Origin of the sequence: Natrialba sp. PRR66 (genome assembly GCF_034808065.1) — an archaeon.
Taxonomy (GTDB): Archaea; Halobacteriota; Halobacteria; order Halobacteriales; family Natrialbaceae; genus Natrialba; species Natrialba aegyptia.
The window spans coordinates 660,259-678,397 of sequence record NZ_JAXHGN010000003.1 but is presented as its reverse complement, the minus strand read 5'-3'; the positions used below and the strand labels follow the sequence as shown (position 1 = coordinate 678,397).

20 protein-coding genes are annotated in these 18,139 nt (G+C 64.2%); 7 read left to right on the top strand and 13 right to left on the bottom strand.

Annotation, left to right across the window (positions count from 1 at the left end):
• Positions 1 to 130: 130 nt before the first annotated feature.
• The 3 genes from SM755_RS13835 to SM755_RS13825 all read right to left on the bottom strand — a co-directional run bounded on the left by SM755_RS13835 (position 131) and on the right by SM755_RS13825 (position 2,541).
• On the bottom strand, positions 131 to 586 hold the full coding sequence (locus tag SM755_RS13835; protein WP_323173162.1) for a zinc ribbon domain-containing protein: 456 nt from the start codon (positions 584 to 586) through the stop codon (positions 131 to 133).
• A gap of 149 nt (positions 587 to 735) precedes the next feature.
• Positions 736 to 1,458, bottom strand: coding sequence for a type I 3-dehydroquinate dehydratase (locus SM755_RS13830; RefSeq protein ID WP_323173161.1), 723 nt, complete (start codon positions 1,456 to 1,458; stop codon positions 736 to 738).
• Positions 1,459 to 1,560: 102 nt separating this feature from the next.
• Positions 1,561 to 2,541 (bottom strand): transcription initiation factor IIB family protein, encoded by a 981-nt coding sequence (locus tag SM755_RS13825; RefSeq protein ID WP_006664828.1) that lies wholly within the window; start codon positions 2,539 to 2,541, stop codon positions 1,561 to 1,563.
• A gap of 215 nt (positions 2,542 to 2,756) precedes the next feature.
• Here SM755_RS13825 and SM755_RS13820 point away from each other — a divergent pair, with 215 nt between their 5' ends.
• The 3 genes from SM755_RS13820 (at position 2,757) to SM755_RS13810 (ending at position 4,466) form a co-directional block, all read left to right on the top strand.
• Positions 2,757 to 3,299 (top strand): inosine/xanthosine triphosphatase, encoded by a 543-nt coding sequence (locus SM755_RS13820; RefSeq protein WP_323173160.1) that lies wholly within the window; start codon positions 2,757 to 2,759, stop codon positions 3,297 to 3,299.
• Positions 3,300 to 3,492: 193 nt separating this feature from the next.
• Positions 3,493 to 3,714, top strand: coding sequence for a hypothetical protein (locus SM755_RS13815; protein ID WP_006110412.1), 222 nt, complete (start codon positions 3,493 to 3,495; stop codon positions 3,712 to 3,714).
• A gap of 77 nt (positions 3,715 to 3,791) precedes the next feature.
• Positions 3,792 to 4,466, top strand: coding sequence for an HAD-IA family hydrolase (locus SM755_RS13810; RefSeq protein WP_323173159.1), 675 nt, complete (start codon positions 3,792 to 3,794; stop codon positions 4,464 to 4,466).
• A 60-nt stretch (positions 4,467 to 4,526) separates the two neighbouring features.
• On the opposite strand, the gene SM755_RS13805 is transcribed toward SM755_RS13810, so the two are convergent.
• From SM755_RS13805 to SM755_RS13790, 4 genes are all read right to left on the bottom strand, one after another.
• The gene (locus SM755_RS13805; protein WP_323173158.1) at positions 4,527 to 5,165 is read right to left on the bottom strand and encodes a MarR family transcriptional regulator; all 639 of its coding nucleotides are present in this window, start codon (positions 5,163 to 5,165) and stop codon (positions 4,527 to 4,529) included.
• A gap of 204 nt (positions 5,166 to 5,369) precedes the next feature.
• Positions 5,370 to 6,563 (bottom strand): SPFH domain-containing protein, encoded by a 1,194-nt coding sequence (locus tag SM755_RS13800; protein ID WP_006664832.1) that lies wholly within the window; start codon positions 6,561 to 6,563, stop codon positions 5,370 to 5,372.
• Between the two features lie 65 nt (positions 6,564 to 6,628).
• Positions 6,629 to 7,393 carry an NfeD family protein gene (locus tag SM755_RS13795; RefSeq protein ID WP_323173157.1) on the bottom strand — a complete coding sequence of 255 codons (765 nt, stop codon included), beginning with the start codon at positions 7,391 to 7,393 and terminating at the stop codon, positions 6,629 to 6,631.
• Between the two features lie 101 nt (positions 7,394 to 7,494).
• The gene (locus SM755_RS13790) at positions 7,495 to 8,466 is read right to left on the bottom strand and encodes an NDP-sugar synthase (protein WP_323173156.1); all 972 of its coding nucleotides are present in this window, start codon (positions 8,464 to 8,466) and stop codon (positions 7,495 to 7,497) included.
• 157 nt (positions 8,467 to 8,623) lie between these two features.
• Between SM755_RS13790 and SM755_RS13785 the strand changes: the two genes are divergently transcribed.
• On the top strand, positions 8,624 to 8,917 hold the full coding sequence (locus SM755_RS13785) for a transcriptional regulator (RefSeq protein WP_323173155.1): 294 nt from the start codon (positions 8,624 to 8,626) through the stop codon (positions 8,915 to 8,917).
• A gap of 295 nt (positions 8,918 to 9,212) precedes the next feature.
• Positions 9,213 to 9,587, top strand: a complete 375-nt coding sequence (locus SM755_RS13780; protein WP_323173154.1) for a hypothetical protein — start codon at positions 9,213 to 9,215, stop codon at positions 9,585 to 9,587.
• 48 nt (positions 9,588 to 9,635) lie between these two features.
• On the opposite strand, the gene SM755_RS13775 is transcribed toward SM755_RS13780, so the two are convergent.
• The 6 genes from SM755_RS13775 to SM755_RS13750 form a co-directional block, all read right to left on the bottom strand.
• Complete coding sequence (locus SM755_RS13775; protein WP_323173153.1) at positions 9,636 to 10,121, bottom strand: Rieske 2Fe-2S domain-containing protein; 486 nt, start codon at positions 10,119 to 10,121, stop codon at positions 9,636 to 9,638.
• A 79-nt stretch (positions 10,122 to 10,200) separates the two neighbouring features.
• A complete protein-coding gene (locus tag SM755_RS13770) occupies positions 10,201 to 11,106 on the bottom strand; it encodes an aminotransferase class IV (protein WP_323173152.1) in 906 nt (301 codons plus the stop codon).
• On the bottom strand, positions 11,103 to 11,834 hold the full coding sequence (locus SM755_RS13765) for an aminodeoxychorismate/anthranilate synthase component II (RefSeq protein WP_323173151.1): 732 nt from the start codon (positions 11,832 to 11,834) through the stop codon (positions 11,103 to 11,105). The genes SM755_RS13770 and SM755_RS13765 overlap by 4 nt, the downstream gene beginning before the upstream one ends.
• A complete protein-coding gene (locus SM755_RS13760) occupies positions 11,827 to 13,686 on the bottom strand; it encodes an anthranilate synthase component I family protein (protein WP_323173150.1) in 1,860 nt (619 codons plus the stop codon). Before SM755_RS13760 ends, SM755_RS13765 begins: the two co-directional genes overlap by 8 nt.
• Positions 13,687 to 13,815: 129 nt before the next feature.
• Positions 13,816 to 14,628, bottom strand: coding sequence for a helix-hairpin-helix domain-containing protein (locus SM755_RS13755; RefSeq protein WP_323173149.1), 813 nt, complete (start codon positions 14,626 to 14,628; stop codon positions 13,816 to 13,818).
• A gap of 85 nt (positions 14,629 to 14,713) precedes the next feature.
• Positions 14,714 to 15,529, bottom strand: coding sequence for a shikimate dehydrogenase (locus tag SM755_RS13750; protein WP_323173238.1), 816 nt, complete (start codon positions 15,527 to 15,529; stop codon positions 14,714 to 14,716).
• Between the two features lie 146 nt (positions 15,530 to 15,675).
• Between SM755_RS13750 and SM755_RS13745 the strand changes: the two genes are divergently transcribed.
• Together SM755_RS13745 and SM755_RS13740 are read left to right on the top strand one after the other, a co-directional pair.
• Positions 15,676 to 16,728, top strand: a complete 1,053-nt coding sequence (locus SM755_RS13745) for a calcium/sodium antiporter (RefSeq protein ID WP_323173148.1) — start codon at positions 15,676 to 15,678, stop codon at positions 16,726 to 16,728.
• A 63-nt stretch (positions 16,729 to 16,791) separates the two neighbouring features.
• Entirely contained in the window at positions 16,792 to 18,135 is a 1,344-nt protein-coding gene (locus SM755_RS13740) for a D-aminoacyl-tRNA deacylase (RefSeq protein WP_323173147.1), read from the top strand.
• Positions 18,136 to 18,139: the final 4 nt, after the last annotated feature.

The following is an 18,139-nucleotide window of genomic DNA, read 5'->3' as shown; positions in this document are numbered from 1 at the left end:
CGTTTGGTGGTCGTCGTTTGGTGGTCGTCGTTTGGTGGTCGTCGTTTGGTGGTCGTCGTTTGGTGGTCGTCGTTTGGTGGTCGTCGTTTGGTGGCCGTTGCTTAGTGGTCGTCAGTCGTTGTTCAGCAACTCAGTGGTTTCGAGACTCGTCCGTCGCGTTGACAGCACCCGCCGTCTCGCCCTCACTGGCGGGCGGCGACTCGAGTCGAGTCGTACACCAGTGACAGAACGACAGGTCCTCGTCGAGTTCTTTGCCGCAGGTTGGACAGGTTGGCCCGTCCGCGTCGGTACTACCCCGGCCGGGAGGGACTCCCAGCGCGCGGAAGGTCGCGTCGATTGCGGCGAACAGCGCGATAAACGAGAAGAGGAACTGGGTGATCCGCTCGGTTTCCTGTGTTGCGATCGTCATACTATCGGCGAACGAATCAGCCGCAGCGATTTCTGCTGTCGGCAGGAAGAACAGTCCCGCAGCGATAAACAGCCCTCCGAAGGCGAACGCGCGAAGCCAGTCCCGAAGCAGCGCGTGGCCGGCTCCAGGGACGAGAAGAGAGAGCCCACCTATAACGAGCGCACGAAGCCAAGTCATCGTACCTAGTCCTCGGAGTGCCAGCCCCTTAACATTCCGATTCGTTTCGATAGTCACGCACGAGAGACGATCACTGAAAACGGACTCTCCAGACGAAATAGAGATCCCTGCAGCCAGATCGTCCCGCTCGAGCAACGAAACGAGTCAGTTCACGCAGTCGAGGGGCCATCCGCTTGCAGTCGCTCGACGAGTTCGGCGAGCGTCTCGAGGTCGTACTGCCCCGGTGCCGTCGCCCGCTCGGGGACGACTGGAGCATAGCCGATCCGCGAGCCGTAGATCGGGGCGACAGCCCGGGTGTGGCTTCCGGCCTCGCCCATCGCCATCGTCGCAATATCGTGTCCAGCGGCGGTAAGTTGCTGGGTTACCGTGAGCAACGCCAGCGCATCCTCGCGATCGGCAGCCGTTACGGCGAGTTTGCCGACGTCGCCGTACTCGCAGGCCTCGGTAAGCGTCTCACGCATCTCGACGGCACGCGGCGTCGCCTCGAAGTCGTGGGCCGAAACGACGACGCTCACGTCGCGTTCTCGTGCCGCTTCGCGGGCGTCAGTCGCCGCCGTCGCACCCGCCCGAAGCGACTCGAGTTCGATATCGATCGCCTCGACGGCGTCAAAGCGAGTCGCCGCGGCAAGCGTCTCGAGTCGGCCATCGTCAGTCGCTTCGCCGCCCTCCCACGCGGCCCGATTCGTGGCGAGAATCGGCACCGAATCGGGAGCGGACGCAAACTGATCGTCGTACGCCTCGAGCGCGGCGACCGGCTCGCTCGCCAGATCCATTCTGAACTCGATCGCGTCGGCGAACTCGCGGGCGGCCGGTTCCTCGCTGAGATCGGTAGTCGACGCGGCGAGCGTGAACGAATCGAACTCGAGAGCCATACCGGGACCGTAGACGGGCGGGAGAAAAACGGTGTCGGTCCGGCGAGTGTTGCGAGAGAGGCGCTGATGCAACGTTGCTGCCGACCGAATCAGGGAGACCGATTACGCCAGTCCGAGCGTTTCCTCGGCTTCGAGAAGTTCGTGATAGCGATTTCGGATGGTTACTTCGGAGATGTCCGCAACGTCGGAGACGGCGGCCTGCGTGGTCTTCTCGTTGGTCAGCAGTGCGGCGGCGTAGACGGCCGCGGCGGCGAGTCCGACCGGGGACTTGCCGGAGTGGACGCCCTTTTCCTTGGCGTTCTGGAGGAGTGCACGAGCGCGGTGTTCGGCTTCGTCGGAGAGGTCGAGTCCCGACGCGAATCGCGGAACGTAGCTCTCGGGATCTGCGGGCTGGACTTCGAGTCCCAGTTCGCGAACGACGTAGCGGTAGGTGCGCGCAATTTCGTTTTTCTCGACGCGGGAGACGTCGGCGATTTCGTCGAGCGAGCGGGGAACGCCGGCCTGGCGGGCGGCGGCGTAGACGCAGGCGGTCGAGACGCCTTCGATCGAGCGGCCGGGAAGGAGGTCTTCGTCGAGTGCGCGCCGGTAGATAACGGAGGCTGTCTCGCGGACGTTCGTCGGCAGGCCCAGCGCGCTTGCCATGCGGTCGATTTCGCCCAGCGCCTGCTTCAGGTTGCGTTCCTTGGAGTCGCGGGTGCGAAAGCGTTCGTTCCACTTGCGCAGGCGCTGCATCTTCTCGCGCTGGCGAGAGCCAAGCGAGTTCCCGTAGGCGTCTTTGTTGCGCCAGTCGATGTTCGTCGAGAGCCCCTTGTCGTGCATCGTGTTCGTCGTGGGTGCGCCCACGCGGGACTTTTCGTTTTTCTCGGCGGCGTCGAAGGCGCGCCACTCGGGGCCGCGGTCGACGGAGTCTTCCTCGACGACGAGCCCGCAGTCCTCACAGACGGTTTCGCCGTGTTCGTCGTCGACGACGAGGTTGCCTGCACACTCCGGACAGACCAGGTCGCTCTCTTCGGTTTCGGTCTCCTGTTCGGCCGTCTCTTGTTCGCTACGCCGTACTCTCGTGTTTGATGATGTGTTTGTCATACGATGGCAAATACTGCCCGGACAGGCGATTGCAAAAGCCCGGACGGATTCGTTACCTACCCCGTTCCGGGACACACGGGTTAAGGATTTCGGAATCTGCGCTCGATACCGCTCGAAAACGCGTAATTCGTCCGAACAGGGATGATAGATGACGATAGAACGAGCGGCCGAATCGAACCGGCCGAGCCAAGTACGAACGGCCCTCACTGCCGGCCATGAACGTCGCCGTTGGCAGCACGAATCCGGTCAAAATCGGGGCCGTCGAACGGACGCTCGAGCGGTTCGAGCCGACAGTTACGGCCGTCACGGTCGATTCCGGCGTTTCCGAACAGCCCTGGTCGGTCGAGGAGACGATTACCGGCGCGCGCAACCGCGCTCGCCGTGCGTACCGGGCGCTGGCGGACGAATCGGACGGTGAGATACCCGACTACGGCGTCGGGCTGGAAGGCGGCGTCGCCCGGTTTGACGGCACAGACGGCCTCTCGCTGATCATGTGGGCAGCCGTCACGGACGGCACGCACACCGACGTCGGCAGCGGCCCGTCACTGCGCCTCCCCGACGACGTGACCAGTCGTCTCGAGGCCGGCGACGAACTCGGCCCGGTGATGGACGACCTGCTCGAGACGACCGGCGTCGCCGAAACCGAAGGCGCTGCCGGCGTCCTAACCGACGGCCTCACCGACCGAACGCAAGCGCTCGCGGAGGGCGTCGCGTGTGCGTTCGGACCGTTTTTGACCGGCTACTACGATCGAGAGTAGCCCACGAACCTGATGGTCAGCCACGCCAGAGAGTCAACGCACTGAACGTATTAACTGGCCGTACCAACTTCCCCTTTCGAGACGATTATCGATCGATTACTTCCCCATGAAACCGCATGCAGGCGGCGGGTTAACTTCACGTACCAAACCCCCTAAGGGAATCACCGCCGTGCCGAGTAGTATGAGCACCGCAATGGCCCCCGACCTCACGAGCAAACAACGCCAGATCCTGCAGTACTTCCGGGAACACGCAGCCACGAAAACCTACTTCAAATCCCGACTCATCGGACAGGAACTCGGCATGACCGCAAAGGAGGTCGGCTCGAACATCAGCGCCCTGCAGGAAGGCAACTGCGACGTCGAAATTGAGAAGTGGGGCTACTCCTCGAGCACCACCTGGAAGGTCAGTCTCTAAGGCTGCCACCTCACCGCCCACGGGACACCTGTTTCCCTCGCCTTTATTCGCTCCTCCGTCCACCTCGTTACTACCGAATGCCACTTCCGATCCTCTTCGATATGGACGGCATCATCCTCGAGGGCCCGCGAACCAGCCCCCAGGTGTACGCCGACGCCGCCGACACCGCCCTCGCCGAACTCGATGCCACACCATCACCAGCCCAGCGCCGCGATCTGCAACGACACGATACGGACCACCTCTCGGAGCACTGCACCGCACTCGGTATCGACCCCGACCGATTCTGGGCCATGACGGAACGGTACGCCTCCGACGGCACCCACGATCGACTTCGATCGGGCGACCGGGGCCGCTACGATGACACCGTCGTTCTCGACGAACTCGCCGAACGCACGACCCTCGGCCTCGTCACCAACAACCGCCACCAGACCGCCGAGTTCGTCGCCGACCACTTCGAGTTCGAGTTCGATGTCGTTCGCGGGCGCGACCCAACCATCGACGGCTACCGCCGCCGAAAGCCAAATCCCTACTACATTGAAGATGCCCTCGCAACACTGGGCATCGACGACGACCCGCGAGGACTCTACGTCGGCGACTTCGAGAAAGACGTCATCGCCGGCACCGCTGCCGGCCTCGAGACCGCGTTCGTTCGCCGCCAGCACAATCGCGACCTCGACTGTCCCGCCGACGCGACCTACGAACTCGACTCACTGACCGAATTGTCGACGCTACTCGACGACCTCGACCGCTAAGCGCTGAGTGTTGAGCGCTGAGTGCCGAGTGCGAACTCGATTCGAGTCAGCACGTGCCGGTTAGAACTCGCGCGCATCGTCCGCATAGTCATAGGCCAGATGCTGATCCGCGTTCCGCGCGAGTCGCATCGCTCGCTCGCCAAACGAGTCCGCGTGGCGCACGACGAGCAGGAGCACCGTGGTCGGGCGCTCGACCGTATAGCCACCCTCGCGGGAGAGCAGTCCCGCCTCCTCGAGTTCACCCGCGTACTTGCTCACCGTCGGGGCGGACACGGCGAGTGCGTCCGCGAGGTCGCCGCCGGTCGCGTCCGGGTCCGAGAGGAGTTCGACGAGCATGCCGCGAGGAGTCTCGCGGCGAAGGTAACCGAGTGCGTGTTTTTCGAACTCGTCGAAACGGTTCGCGAGGACGAACCGTTTGTAGTCGCCATCTCGGTAGCGCTCGATCGTTCCGGCGTCCGTCAGGTGACGCAGGTGGTGTTGGGTTTCGCCGGTTCCGAGCTGGAGATCGTCTCGGATTTTCGAAAAGTGTGCACCGGGTGTCGTGGAGAGGTAGCCAGTGATCGCGTCACGAGCGTCGTTATCGCCCGTTTCAGCCGACGCCGTCTCGGAGAGGCCAGCAAGCGGGGAAGCAGCACCAACGGCGGCAAAGCGGCGCAAGGTGGCTCGTTTCTCGTCGTCGACCCCGTCGGACGATGTCATGAGTGTCTATCGACCGAAAGGACCTGTACCGTAAAACAGGTTTCGCTCCCTCACTCGAATTGAAAGCGAAGACAGTCTCGTTTCTGAAGCGGTTGCGTCTCGGGCGGGACGAAAAAGTCGGTTGCACTCGGAGCAGCTGCCCGAGTTCAGTTTGGATTGCCGCGGGTTGTGTGGGTTAAACGGGAGCGAGTCAGCGATTAGGTATCAGTTAGTCGTCGCTGAATCGTCCGTTTCCGATGAGTCGCTCTCGCTTACAGGAGCGCCGCCGTCGGTCTGGCCTTCCTGGAACTCCTGGTCCATCTCTTCGATGACATCGTCGGGGTCGGAGATGCTGGCAGGGTCCTGGCCCTCCTTGATTGCCTGTGCTTCTTGTTCCATCGCCTCGACGTCCATATCGGCCTCTTGGTCGATCTCGCCGATGATCTCGCTGATATCGTCGAGACCGATCAGTTCGCGAGTCTCCTCGTCGAATCCGAGGCTCTCGAGTTCAGTGCCGTCTTCCTTGACGTCGCTGCCGGAGAGGTGTTTGCCGTAGCGCCCGAGCATCGAGGAGAGTTCCTGCGGGAGGACGAACGTCGTGGACTCGCCCTGGCCGATATCGGCGAGTGTGTCCATGCCCTTGTCGATGACGGCGCGTTCGCCCATGGATTCGGCCGAGCGAGCGCGCAGAACGGTCGAGATGGAGTCACCCTGCGCTTCGAGGATCTGGCTCTGCTTTTCACCCTGTGCGCGGATGATCTCACTCTGTTTGTCACCTTCGGCCTTCTCGACGGCGCTGCGGCGTTCACCCTGTGCTTCGAGGATCATGGCGCGGCGCTTACGCTCGGCGGAGGTCTGTTGCTCCATCGCGCGCTGGACGTCCTTCGAGGGGTTGACCTCGCGGACTTCGACGCTCTCGACGCGGATCCCCCACTCGTCGGTGGGTTCGTCGAGTTCCTGGCGGATGCGGGCGTTGATCTCCTGGCGCTTGTTGAGCGTGTCGTCGAGTTCCATGTCGCCCAGGACGGCACGGAGGGTGGTCTGGGCGAGGTTGGAGACGGCCTTCTTGTAGTTGTCGACCTCGAGGAACGCCTTCTTGGCGTCCATCACCTTGATGTAGACGACGGCGTCGGCCGTAACGGGCGAGTTGTCGCGGGTGATGGCTTCCTGGCGGGGAACGTCGAGCGTCTGCGTTCGCATGTCGAACCGGTAGGTGTTCGAGACGAACGGCGGGACGAAGTTGATACCGGGTTCGAGGAGTTTGCGGTACTCACCGAAGACGGTGAGGGCTCGTTTCTCGTACGCGTCGACGATCTCGATCGCACTGAGGAGTGCGGCGATGACGAGGACGAGGACGAGTGCACCGAGGAACAGTGCAATACCACCGGCGGTCTGCAGGGGGAACAGTTCTACGACCATAATCTGCCCTTGTGGCGGTGACGGGAAAAGTGTTCCCGTATTTACCTAAGGAAGCCGAACTCACTTCAGGAGTGGTCTGTTTCGGAGAGGGATTCGTTGAGAACGGATGATGAGTGGGACTGGGACCTGGGCTGCGTGTCCGTCTCGGCGTCCACACTGTCCTCGTCCTTGCCATCACTCTCTCTATCGCCATCGCCATTGTCATCGTCATCGCCCTCGAAATCGGAACTCGACGAGCCGGTCGTCGTCTCCGTGTCGGTACCAGCGTCGGTACCGTCATCGTCGACCGCCTCCGGTTCGGTCGCCTCGCGTTCGGTATCCGTCGACTCCGTCGCGAGCGCCCGATCGATTTCGTCATCGCCGATCGACCCGAGCGATTCGACCGTCAGGACGTTGCCGCCGCCCGGATCGATGACGATGACTTCCTCGCCCTCCTCGATCGTGCCGCTGGTCGTCCGGGCGCTGTAAAACGGCGCAAAGCCGCCATCCTCGAGTTTTACCTCGCCGCCACGGGTCGAGACCGTCTCGGTGACGTAGCCCGTCGAGCCCGACAGGGAATCGGAGTCGGACGTCTGGGCCGTCCCCTTCCCGCCGTAGAAGTCGAACTCGTTGTAGATGTAGGCGGCGACGATCCCGAAGCCAAGCGTCAGTGCTGCCAGAACGAACAGGTTCAGGGGTCCCGGGAAGAGGACGCCGATCAGCCCTGCACCGACCAGTGCGACACCGATAACGATGAGATGTGCCCCGGGGGAGAGGGCCTCGAGCAGCATGAGGACGAGACCCACCGACAGGAGCAACAGCGGCGCGTTCCCAGCAAGGGCATCAAGCATGGCTGATGCTACGGGCTCACCCCGATTAAATGTTTACTGCTGATCATGCTTCTCCCTCCCTCTATCAGAACACGGAAAATGAGTGCGACACGGACTGAATACTAGGGCGAGCCGTTCGTGATCGTCGTGTGCGCCCCGATGAGCGCGCCCGCCAGATCGAGATCTTCGAGATACGTCCCCTCGTCGATAATCGACCGACGGATATCGCCGTTCTGGACCGTCGCCGACGGGAAGATGACGGCGTGGTCGACCGTCGTACCCTCAAGCGTTACGTCACCCATCACGTGGACGTTGTCACCGATTGTGACGTTCTCGAGCGCCGCCGAATCGGCGATCAGCGACTCGCCGTCGAGGTGCCAGGAGACGGCGTCGAGATAGCTCTCGGGCGTCCCGATATCGAACCACGCACCCTCGAAAGTGTAAGCGTACGTCGACTCGCGGTTCTGGAGCCACTGGACGAACCAGCCGGGCTCGTCCGGGTTGTTCCCCTCCTCGAGATACGTCGGGAGTAAGGAAAGCGAATCCTGTGGGAACGCATAACAGGCTATCGAAACGAGCGTACTCCGCGGATCGTCGGGTTTCTCCTGAAAGTCGATGACGCGGTCGCCCTCGAGTTCAACCAGGCCGTAGGATTTGGCTTTCTCCCGCGAACCGACATCGTAGGCGGCAAGCGTTGGTGCATCCTGTTCCTGGAAGTAATCGAGGAAGTCGTCGATATCGAAACTGATCAGGTTGTCGCCGGCGATGATCAGCAGGTCGTCGTCGACGTTCTCGCGGTCGATCAACTGGGCCAGCGCGCCGACGACGCCGAATTTGTCGTCCTCCTCGGTCGTGTCCTCGATCGAGAGTTTGGGTTTGTCGAACTCGCTGTCGGCGAGGTGTGCCTCGAAGTCGGCGGCGAATCGCTCGTTCGTACTCACGAACACCTCGTCGATTCGCTCGTCCGCTTCGAGTTCAGCGAAGATTCGGTCGATCACGGTCGAGTTACCGATCGGGAGGAACATCTTGGGCCGATGTTTCGTGATCGGCCACATGCGAGTCGCATAGCCACCCGCGAGGACGACGGCCTTCATGAGGACGTGTTCATCTGCTGGATGTAAGTTACTTACCCTTTCATGAAACACCCCGGCTCTATCGGGCGATTCGGCGGTGCTGCTTATTTCCAGTAGTAGTGAGGGCCGCTGTAAGGAGAGCGCCAAACCGATAACAGTTGGGCGCGAACCCATCCGTATGCGAGAGGCCGACGAAACGACCCGGCAGCGACTCGCCGACGCGCTTCGTGCCGAGCCAGCGACGCCAAGTGAACTCGCAGTGCACCTCGAGCTGACGCCGGAGGCGGTACTTCGACACGTCGAACACGTTTCTCGGTCGGTCGATGCAACGGACGAACAACTCCTTGTTGCACCACCGCGGTGTCGAGACTGCGGCTTCGAGGAGTTCGACGACCTGGTGAATCGTCCGTCCCGATGTCCCTCCTGTAAGAGTGAGTCGGTCGCGGAGCCGACGTTTACGATCGAGTCGTAATACTGTAACCGAGCGTCTCGAGGGACAGTGTCTGTGGCCCTCACTGCGTCACTACCCGCGTTCGAGACACTCATGGAGGCCGATAGATAAGGAATCGAGAAAAATCCACCCTCACTTCGACACTAATATTTAGTGGGGACCCGAGAAATGGGGACATAGTCTCGAACACTCGATCGAGATTCCCGCTCAGATCGGACCCATGCGACTGCCCACAGCGAGGTCCCCACGCGACTGCCCGCGGAGACGGCCACACACGAACACCCACCGCACGCTACTCACAGCCCCACTATCACACATGACTGCAACCTCTCACTCAGCCGTCGACTGTGCCGAGTTCATCCTCGCAGCCCTCGACTGGCTCGAGGCTCGCGACGACCTGACGGACCCGACAGCCATCGACGACGCGTTCGAACTCCTCGCCAGCGAACGACGGCGCCTGTTTCTCGAGGTGATGACCACTTACGAGGACGATCTGACCCTGCCCGACGTGGCGGAGGAGGTTGCCGTCCGCGAAACTGACACGGCAGTGGCCGAACTCCCGGCCGATCGAGTCGCGGACACGTATATCTCCCTGTATCACGACCATCTGCCGCGACTCGTCGACGCCGGCCTCATCGAGTACGACCAGGAACGCGACCTCGTCCGTCCCACCGCGATCCGACAGCGCTAGCACTCGCTGCCAGAACCGACTAGTGAAAGTCACGGTCAAAACCCGCCGTCAGAACTCGACGTTCGAGGTCGACGTGAGATCGTCGTCCGTCTCGACCGGGCCGCGGCCGACGAACTCGTAGTCGTCATCGGTCAGGTAGACAGCACCGTCCGCGACCGTCACGTCGAGTGCAGCGAGCGTCGCGCCCTCGCAGGGGCCGTACGTACACAGCCCGGAGTCAGCCTCGAAATACGCCCCGTGGTTCTCACAGACGAGTTCATCGTTGCGCATGGCCGCGCCGGAGCCCTTGTCGAGTTTGATGTGCGTGAAGTGCTGGCAGAAGTTGAGCCAGCAGGCGACCTCGGATCGCTCGCCGGAGTCGGCTGCGGTTGTGACGAGAATCGCCTCCTGCGCAGATTCAGGCGCGTTCGTACGACCGTCGCTTGCGGACTCGGTCGATCGGTCTGGCGTCCGTTCTGCAACCCGAAACAACAGCGTCGAGTTCGTCGGCACCTCGGAAAGCGCTGCGATCCGCCGCTCGGCGTCGATCCCCATCGGTACGCAGTTTTGAGCGGCGCGTGGTCAACGTTTCGACTCGGCGACTCGCTTCGAGGAACGATCGCCCCGCTCAGAGTCAGTCTCTCCCGCCGGGCCGCGAATAACACGTCCGCTCGACGAGTTCGTCGTACAGTCTCGACAGCTGCGCCGTGATCGGCCCACCGCCGATCGCGGTTCCGTCGAGGCGCTCGATCGGGCGCAGTTCCCACGTCTGATTCGTGAGAAACGCCTCGTCGGCGTCGGCGACGGTTTCGAACTCGTAGGCACCCGTTCGAACCGGCACGTCGGTCGTCTCGGCCAGTTCGAGGACGAGTTCGCGCGTGATGCCCGGAAGCACCGAGCCGTCGGTCGAGGGGGTATAGAGGATGCCGTCTCGGACGAAAAATAGGTTGCTCGTCGCGCCTTCGGCCACAAAACCTTCGGTATCGCACATGAGCGCCTCGTCGGCCTGCGAATCGGCGGCGGCGAGTTCGGTTCGAGCGAGGATGCCGTTCAGGTAGTTGTGCGTTTTCGCGCCTGACGGAAGCGCGTCGTCGGGGATGCGCCGCGTGTCGACCCGTCGAACGGTCGCCGGTGCATCCCAGACCGGTTGCCCGTCGAGACCGCCGCGGGGGAGTGGGTTGACGTAGACGACGACTGTCGGCTCGACATCGGGTCGGGGCGTCAGTTTTCCGGGCTGGACGCCCCGTGTGATCGAGAGGCGGAGGTAGGCGTCGTCGAGTTCGTTTGCGTCGAGGGTGTCCCGGATGCGCTGGTGGAGGTCGTCGGCCGACAGCCCGTGGTCGAGCGAGAGCGCCTCACAGGTCCGTTCGAGGCGATCGACGTGGCGATCCCACTCGAAGACCGTGCCGCCGTAGGCGCGAAGCGTCTCGAAGGCGGCGTCGCCGTAGCGAAAGCCGCGGTCGTCGACGCTGACAGCGGCCTCGCTCGCGGGAACGAGTTCACCGTTGACGTGATACTGGTGCTCGGATCGATCAGTCATTGGTGAGTCTCCACGTCCGAGGCGTCGGCTGCGAGCCGACAGAAGTTTTCGATGAGTTGTTTGCCGAGTGCAAGCGTGATGTCGTCGTCGATATCATTGCCGTCAGGGGTGTCGGTGTGAGGATCGTGGTCGGTCGTCGATTCTACTGCTGCCGGGCGCGTCAGAATGCTCTCCGGATGGAACTGCACGCCGAAGTGGGGTTTCTCACGGTGGCGGACCGCCATCGAAATACGCTGATCGTCGATCGTCCGTGCCGTCTCGACGAGCGAGTCCGGCAGCACGTCGCGCTCGACGGCGAGGGAGTGATAGCGCCCGACCTGGAACTGCTCCGGGAGGCCGGCGAACAGGCCCGCTCCGTCGTGGCTGACCGTCGACGGTTTGCCGTGGACGACCGACGGCGCGTGGCCGACCGGCGTCCCGTGGGCCGCACAGAGGGCCTGGTGTCCGAGACAGACGCCGAGGATCGGGTAGTCGGTTTCGGCGAACAGCGGCACTGAGACGCCGGCCTCCCGCGGCGTTCCCGGGCCGGGAGAGACGACGATTCCCGTCGGATCGAGTTCGCGAACGGTGTCGAGATCGAGAGCGTCATTGCGGCGGACGAGCACCTCGCCGGCGTCGGGGACTGCGGCCGCGTGGGGTGTCGAAACGGCCTCGCCGACGTACTGGACCAGGTTGTAGACGAACGAATCGTAGTTGTCGACGACCAGAATCCGGACCGGGTCAGTCACGCGACTCACCGCCGTTTGCGTTTGTGTCTGGGTTTGGGTCTGGATCTGTGTCCGTGTTCGCGTCCGCGTCCGCGTTCGCATTCGTGTTCGTGTTGGTATTTGTGATCGCAGTGTCGGAATCCTCCCCGTCGTCGTCGAGTTCCATATCGGCCCGGTCACCCAGCGCCTCGTCGACCGCGTTCAACAGCGCACGAGCCTTGGCGAGCGTCTCGTCGTACTCGCGGTCGGGGTCTGAGTCGTGAACGATCCCCGCGCCGACGCGGAGGTGGAACTCGTTTTCGTGACGGACCAGCGTCCGGATCACGATGTTGAGCGTCGCTCGGCCGTCGAACCCGAAGATGCCGACGCTTCCCGTGTACGGGCCGCGACGGGTTGTCTCGAGTTCGTCGATGAGTTCCATCGTCCGGGGTTTTGGCGCGCCCGTAATCGTGCCGCCCGGAAACACGGCTGCGACGGCGTCCGCGAGCGATACCCCCTCTCGGAGCCTGCCGGTTATGTCGGAAACGAGGTGCATCACCTCCGCGTAGCGGTCGACCCGACGATACTCGGCCACGTCGACGGAACCGTATTCGCAGACCTTTCCCAGATCGTTGCGTTCCAGATCGACCAACATTGCGTGTTCGGCGCGCTCCTTCTCGTCCCGCCGCAGGTCGGCCTCGAGTTCGGCGTCCGCGGCCGGCGTCTCTCCGCGTGGTCGCGTGCCCGCAATGGGTTCCGTTCGGACGACGGCACCGTCGCGCGCGTGCTGACCGCGCCCACGAGCAGTCGCCGAGCGTTCGAGCAACAGTTCCGGGCTCGCACTCACCAGATCGACGGCACTGAACTCGAGCAAGCAAGAGTAGGGAGCCGGATTCACGCGGCGGACGGCGTCGTAGGCAGCGACGGGATGAACCGCCGCGGGGGCAACTAACCGCTGGGAAATATTCGCCTGAAAGGTCTCTCCATCCCGAACGGCCGCTTTGACCCGACGGACGCGTTCGGCGAACGCCTCGCGGCCACACTCGCTCTCGAAGGTCGCCGCGGGCGTTTCGACCGGCGGCGCTCCGACTCCCGGATCACCCTCTCGAATCCGACCTGCGAGTTCGAGCGCGCGCTCGCGACCGTACTCGTAGGCGGCCCCGAGTTCGTCCTCGGTCGACCCGAACCGGAACCGGGGCTCGTTCGCGCGGGCGGCGACAGCAGCTGAACTCGTCGCCGCCTGTCCCTCCTTGGTGCTATCGATCAGCGGGCACGCCGTAATCCGGAGCGTAACCGCATCGTCGGTCGGGGCCTGCCAGGACGCCAGCCGGTCGTACACCGCGACTTCGAGCCGGGGCAGTCCGCGGTCGTCGTCGGCCGCGTTCGGAAGCGCTTCGAGTTCGCGGGCGATGTCGTAGGAGAGCCAGCCGATCGCGCCGCAGGGGACGGGAACGTCACAGTCGCCGCGGGCGAGCGTCGTCCCTGCGAGCAGGGAGTCGAGCGCGGTGAGTGACGGGGAGTCGGATCCGCGCGCGCCGACGGACGGACTCCCGTCGGCGTCGTCCGACCTGGTGACCGCCTCGGCACCGACCGTTACCCGATCGATCGGGTCGATGCCGAAGTATCCCCAGCCCGACTGCCCGCCGGTCGTCTCGAGAATGGCACTTCTCGGCCGGCCGCCTTCCGCATCAGTGGTTGCGTTGAACTCGTCTCTCGAGACACGTGCGCGGCGGTACGCAAGGAACGGGTCCGAAACGGTGAGTCGGACTTCGACCGGCACGCGAACGCACGGATCATGTGTCGTCGGCGTAGCGTCGCCATCCATCGAGTTCAGTGACTCGCGGGCGACGGCGCGAAAGGCCGCACGCGAGGTGATGACACGCGGGTCGCTCATAGCCGTCGAGAGGAGCCAGTACCCTAATCATGTTGCGATTCATACAGCGGTCCAACGTGAGCCAGGAAGACGAGAAGCGAGAGTTCGAAGATGGATCCTCGCCACCAGCCGCTTGCGGTACTTCCAAATTTAGCGGACTTCAGCCCTGTCGATCCAGCCCTGGATCCGCGTTTCGGAGATGTCCGTCGCGTCGGCGAGTGCGGCTGCATCGGCGTCGGCAAGTTCGGGGATGGTGTCGACGCCGGCACCGGCGAGTCGGTCGGCGTAGGCCGGTCCGATACCCTTGATATCCGTGACCGGATCACCCTGTTCGGCGGTGGCGTCGGATTCGGCCTGTTCGATGGGGTCGTCGTCCTGTTCAGCTGCCTCGTCGGCCTCGGGTTCTTGCTCCTGCTCGGGTTCTTCTGTCGGTTCCTCATCACCCTCCGCTCGTTCCGAAAGATCGGGCGTCTTGTCCGCTGTCGGCGCTGCATCCGTCTCCGTCGGCCCTGTTGCCTCGGCGGGTTCGGCTGCCTCGTCGGGTTCGTCGGGCGTCTCGGTTACTGACCCTGTCGACCCAGCGGCACTCGTTTCGGCTGCGGCCGATTCCGACTCGTCGGTGTCAGCGTCGGAATCGGAATCAGTCCCGAGATCAGTATCAGTATCAGTATCAGCGTCAGTTCCAGTATCAGCATCCGCATCACCATCCCCTGTCACATCATCATCATCATCATCAGCCGCAGACGGTTGATCGGCCGACGAAGACGTGGACGCGGACGTAGATGTGGACGACGCGGACGATGGTGCTGGCGCACTCTCGGCACCAGTATCGTCTGCTGCCCCTTCTTGCTGGTCACCCGCCCGTTCCCGTTCGACCGTCACACCGACTTCCCGAGACCCTCGGCGATCTGTACTCGAGTCGCCGAGACCCAACAACGACTTTAGCTTTTCGAGGATTGCCATTGTCCCGACATAGTCGTCTCTGTCACTTAAATTCGTCTGATACGACGGGCCTGAAACGCACGAATTACCGCGCTCCGCGCCGGCGCTACAACCGCGACCGCAACGCCCGGTTCATCTCGTCGACCGGAGCATCGCGGCCGGTCCACAGTTCGAACGCCTCGACGCCCTGGTAAAGCAACATCCAGGCCCCGTCGACCGTCTGCGCACCGACCGCCGCGGCATCTCGAAGTAGGCGCGTCTCGAGCGGGCGGTAAACGGCGTCCATCACGACGAGTTCAGCGTGGAGCGCATCGGCCGGCACCGGCGTGGCGCCGTCTTCCATGCCGACGCTGGTGGCGTTTACCAGCACGTCGGCCTGCGCGAGGAGGGAGTCGAGCGTGTCGGCGGCGAGGTCGTGACCGGTCGCGCCCGGAACGTCGGCGGCAAGGTCGTGGGCCGTCGACTCGGTGCGGTTTGCAATCGCGACGTCCGCGCCCGCGTCCGAGAGCGCGAACGAAATCGCGCGGCCGGCACCGCCGGCACCGACGACGACGGCGGCGGCGTTTTCGATCGTGACCTCGTGTTCGCGGAGCGCGCGCAGCGCACCCGCGGCGTCGGTGTTGTATCCGGTCGGCTGCTCGGCCGCGCTGTTCGAGAAGTCGATCGTGTTGACCGCCCCGATTCGCGCGGCCAGATCGTCTGGCTCGACGAGATCGAGCGCGTCCTGTTTGAACGGGATGGTCACGTTCAGCCCCGTGATTCCGAGCGCCGCTGCGCCGTCGATCGCGGCGGCGAGATCGTCCGGTTCGGGTTCGAAGGTGACGTAGCGGGCGTCGAATCCGAGTTCGTCGTAGGCGGCCTCGTGCATCGGCGGCGAGAGCGAGTGGTCGACGGGGTTGCCGAGCAGTCCGAAGACGTCCATAGCCATGTCTGGCTCTGGTTCGACGCGGCGAGGGTATAATGGGTGTGGCTTCGGACCGGCTGGACGAGCGAAAGACGGAGAGACGAACGCGAGTCCCACTCTGCCGTCTCGAATCGCTTATACTCCCCTCGTGAGTACCACCGGTCGTGTCTGGCGAAACCCTCCTGCCGATCCTCCTGCTCGCGGCCGGCGTGGTCGCCCTCTATGTCGGCGCTGAACTCCTCGTCGCCGGAGCCAGCCGGCTCGCGCTGGGGATCGGGCTCCGGGCCGCGACCGTCGGCGTCACCGTCATCGCGTTTGCGACCACCGCACCCGAACTCTTCGTGTCGACCATCGGCGCGCTGAACGTCTCGACCGACATTGGACTCGGCGCGATCGTCGGCTCGAACATCGCCAACATCGGGCTCGTCCTCGGCGTCTCGGCGCTCATCCGTCCGCTGCCGGTCGGGGAGACGGTCATGCGTCGCCACGTCCCCGTCATGGGACTGGCCGCGCTCTTACTGGTCGTTCTCGGGCTCGACGGCACGCTCGGGCGCATCGAGGGGATCGTCTTCCTGCTCGTACTCGCCGGGTTCACCGGCTACCTGCTGCACAACGCCGGGAACGATCCGATCGCGATGGACGAGCTTCCCGACGATGTCGCCGACAGCGAGGCCGAGAACGACACCAGTGCTGCGGACGGTAGCGGCCGCGAGACATCGGATGCAACGAATACCGCGGAGACGACGGCAACGACCACCAGCACCGCGAGCGACATCACCCTCCGCGACATCGCACTCGTCCTCGCCGGCCTGCTCGCGCTCCTCGTCGGCTCGCGCTGGCTCGTCTCCGGCGGCACTGACCTCCTGTCCGCACTCGGCTTCTCCGATCTCTTCATCGGCCTTACCGTCCTTGCCCTCGGCACCTCGCTTCCCGAACTCGCCGCCTCGGTCGTCGGTGCGATCCGCGACGAAGCCGGCTTCGCCATCGGCAACGTCGTCGGCTCGAACATCTACAACATCCTCGCCGTCCTCGGCGTCGTCGCCGTCATCACGCCGATCGACATCGCACCCGGAACGCTCCGGTTCGAGTTCCCCTTCCTTATCGCCGTCACCGTCATGGTCGTCGGGCTCATGGCCTACGGCCGGCGGCTCACGCGCCGCGACGGCGTCGCCCTCATCGCCGGCTACGGCGTCTTCATCGCCCTGCTCGCGCTCTGAGACGGGGACGAAAGGGAAAAGCGAAAGCGGGCGACTTAACGACGAGCGCTTCGCAGAACGGATATGAGCGACAGCGACACGACCGCGACCCTCGCAATCGTCGAAAGTCGCGCCGACCGCGCCTCCGTCCACATCTGCGACCACCTGCGCGAACTCGAAACCTGGGAGAGCCACCGAGACGAGCGCCGCCCCGACGACGACGGCGGCGGCACCTACTACACCACCGACGGGGCCGAACTCCGCACCTTCGAAACGCTGCACATCGAACTCGAACGACCCGCCGCGGCGTTCGACTGCGACCCCGACTTGCTCGTCTTCGCCTCGCGTCACTCGGGCGACACCGGCGCGTTGCTGACCGGCCACTTCACCGGTAACTTCGGCCCGGCCGAGTTCGGCGGCGAGGACGACACCGTCGCCGCGGCCTGCCCGAACGCCCTCGCCGAACTGCTCGGGGCCTTCGACGAGTTCGCTCCCGACGACTACGAAGTCGGCATGGAGTGCACCCACCACGGCCCGACCGACGTCGGCTGTCCGTCCCTGTTCGCCGAACTCGGCAGCGACGACGAGCAGTGGGACGACCCCGCCGGTGCACGGGCCGTCGCCCGCGCGATTCTCTCCCTCCGCGGCGTCGCCCCGCACCGTCGGAAACAGATCGTCGGCTTCGGCGGCAACCACTACGCGCCCCGGTTCGAACGAATCGTCCGCGAGACGCCCTGGGCGGTGGGCCACATGGCGGCCGACTGGGCGCTTGACGAGATGGGCCACCCGACGGCCCACCGAGACGTGCTCGACGCGGCGTTCGCGGCCAGCGACGCCGACATCGCGCTCCTCGACGGCGACTGGCCGGTTCTCGAGAAGACCCTGACCGATGCGGGCCACCGCGTCGTCAGCGAAACGTGGCTCCGCGAAGTCGGCGACCGCTCGCTCGAACTCGTCGATGCCGTCGAATCCGAACTCGGTCGCGTCGACGACGGGATCCGCTTCGGCGATCAGGACACCGAGTCGTTCACCGTGGTCGATCTGCCGGGCGACCTCATCGACACCGCGGAAGGGATCGATCCGGACGCCGTTCGCGCCGCCATCGAGGAGCGAACCGTCGCCTTCACCACCGACAACGGCGGCAGCCGCGTCGGATCGCGGGCCGTCGTTCCCGAACCCACAGCGCGGACCGCAATCATCGAGGACCTCGCAGTGCTCCTCGAATCGGCCTACGAAACGGTCACGGTCGAAACGGACGCCGTCGTCGCCGAAAAAACCGCCTTCGATCCCGAACTCGCGCGGGAACTCGGCGTCCCCGAGGGACCGAAGTTCGGTGAACTCGCGAACGGGTCCCCTGTCACGGTCGATGGTGAATCGATCGGTCCGGACCGCGTGCGGAGCCAGCAGACTGACCGGTTTTTGATCTGACTGG

What these genes read in the sequence shown, in the direction of transcription:
- SM755_RS13835 (WP_323173162.1), bottom strand. Translation starts at nt 586, where the DNA reads ATGACTTGGCTTCGTGCGCTCGTTATAGGTGGGCTCTCTCTTCTCGTC.
- SM755_RS13830 (WP_323173161.1), bottom strand. Translation starts at nt 1,458, where the DNA reads ATGGCTCTCGAGTTCGATTCGTTCACGCTCGCCGCGTCGACTACCGAT.
- SM755_RS13825 (WP_006664828.1), bottom strand. Translation starts at nt 2,541, where the DNA reads ATGACAAACACATCATCAAACACGAGAGTACGGCGTAGCGAACAAGAG.
- SM755_RS13820 (WP_323173160.1), top strand. Translation starts at nt 2,757, where the DNA reads ATGAACGTCGCCGTTGGCAGCACGAATCCGGTCAAAATCGGGGCCGTC.
- SM755_RS13815 (WP_006110412.1), top strand. Translation starts at nt 3,493, where the DNA reads ATGGCCCCCGACCTCACGAGCAAACAACGCCAGATCCTGCAGTACTTC.
- SM755_RS13810 (WP_323173159.1), top strand. Translation starts at nt 3,792, where the DNA reads ATGCCACTTCCGATCCTCTTCGATATGGACGGCATCATCCTCGAGGGC.
- SM755_RS13805 (WP_323173158.1), bottom strand. Translation starts at nt 5,165, where the DNA reads ATGACATCGTCCGACGGGGTCGACGACGAGAAACGAGCCACCTTGCGC.
- SM755_RS13800 (WP_006664832.1), bottom strand. Translation starts at nt 6,563, where the DNA reads ATGGTCGTAGAACTGTTCCCCCTGCAGACCGCCGGTGGTATTGCACTG.
- SM755_RS13795 (WP_323173157.1), bottom strand. Translation starts at nt 7,393, where the DNA reads ATGCTTGATGCCCTTGCTGGGAACGCGCCGCTGTTGCTCCTGTCGGTG.
- SM755_RS13790 (WP_323173156.1), bottom strand. Translation starts at nt 8,466, where the DNA reads ATGAAGGCCGTCGTCCTCGCGGGTGGCTATGCGACTCGCATGTGGCCG.
- SM755_RS13785 (WP_323173155.1), top strand. Translation starts at nt 8,624, where the DNA reads ATGCGAGAGGCCGACGAAACGACCCGGCAGCGACTCGCCGACGCGCTT.
- SM755_RS13780 (WP_323173154.1), top strand. Translation starts at nt 9,213, where the DNA reads ATGACTGCAACCTCTCACTCAGCCGTCGACTGTGCCGAGTTCATCCTC.
- SM755_RS13775 (WP_323173153.1), bottom strand. Translation starts at nt 10,121, where the DNA reads ATGGGGATCGACGCCGAGCGGCGGATCGCAGCGCTTTCCGAGGTGCCG.
- SM755_RS13770 (WP_323173152.1), bottom strand. Translation starts at nt 11,106, where the DNA reads ATGACTGATCGATCCGAGCACCAGTATCACGTCAACGGTGAACTCGTT.
- SM755_RS13760 (WP_323173150.1), bottom strand. Translation starts at nt 13,686, where the DNA reads ATGAGCGACCCGCGTGTCATCACCTCGCGTGCGGCCTTTCGCGCCGTC.
- SM755_RS13755 (WP_323173149.1), bottom strand. Translation starts at nt 14,628, where the DNA reads ATGGCAATCCTCGAAAAGCTAAAGTCGTTGTTGGGTCTCGGCGACTCG.
- SM755_RS13750 (WP_323173238.1), bottom strand. Translation starts at nt 15,529, where the DNA reads ATGGACGTCTTCGGACTGCTCGGCAACCCCGTCGACCACTCGCTCTCG.
- SM755_RS13740 (WP_323173147.1), top strand. Translation starts at nt 16,792, where the DNA reads ATGAGCGACAGCGACACGACCGCGACCCTCGCAATCGTCGAAAGTCGC.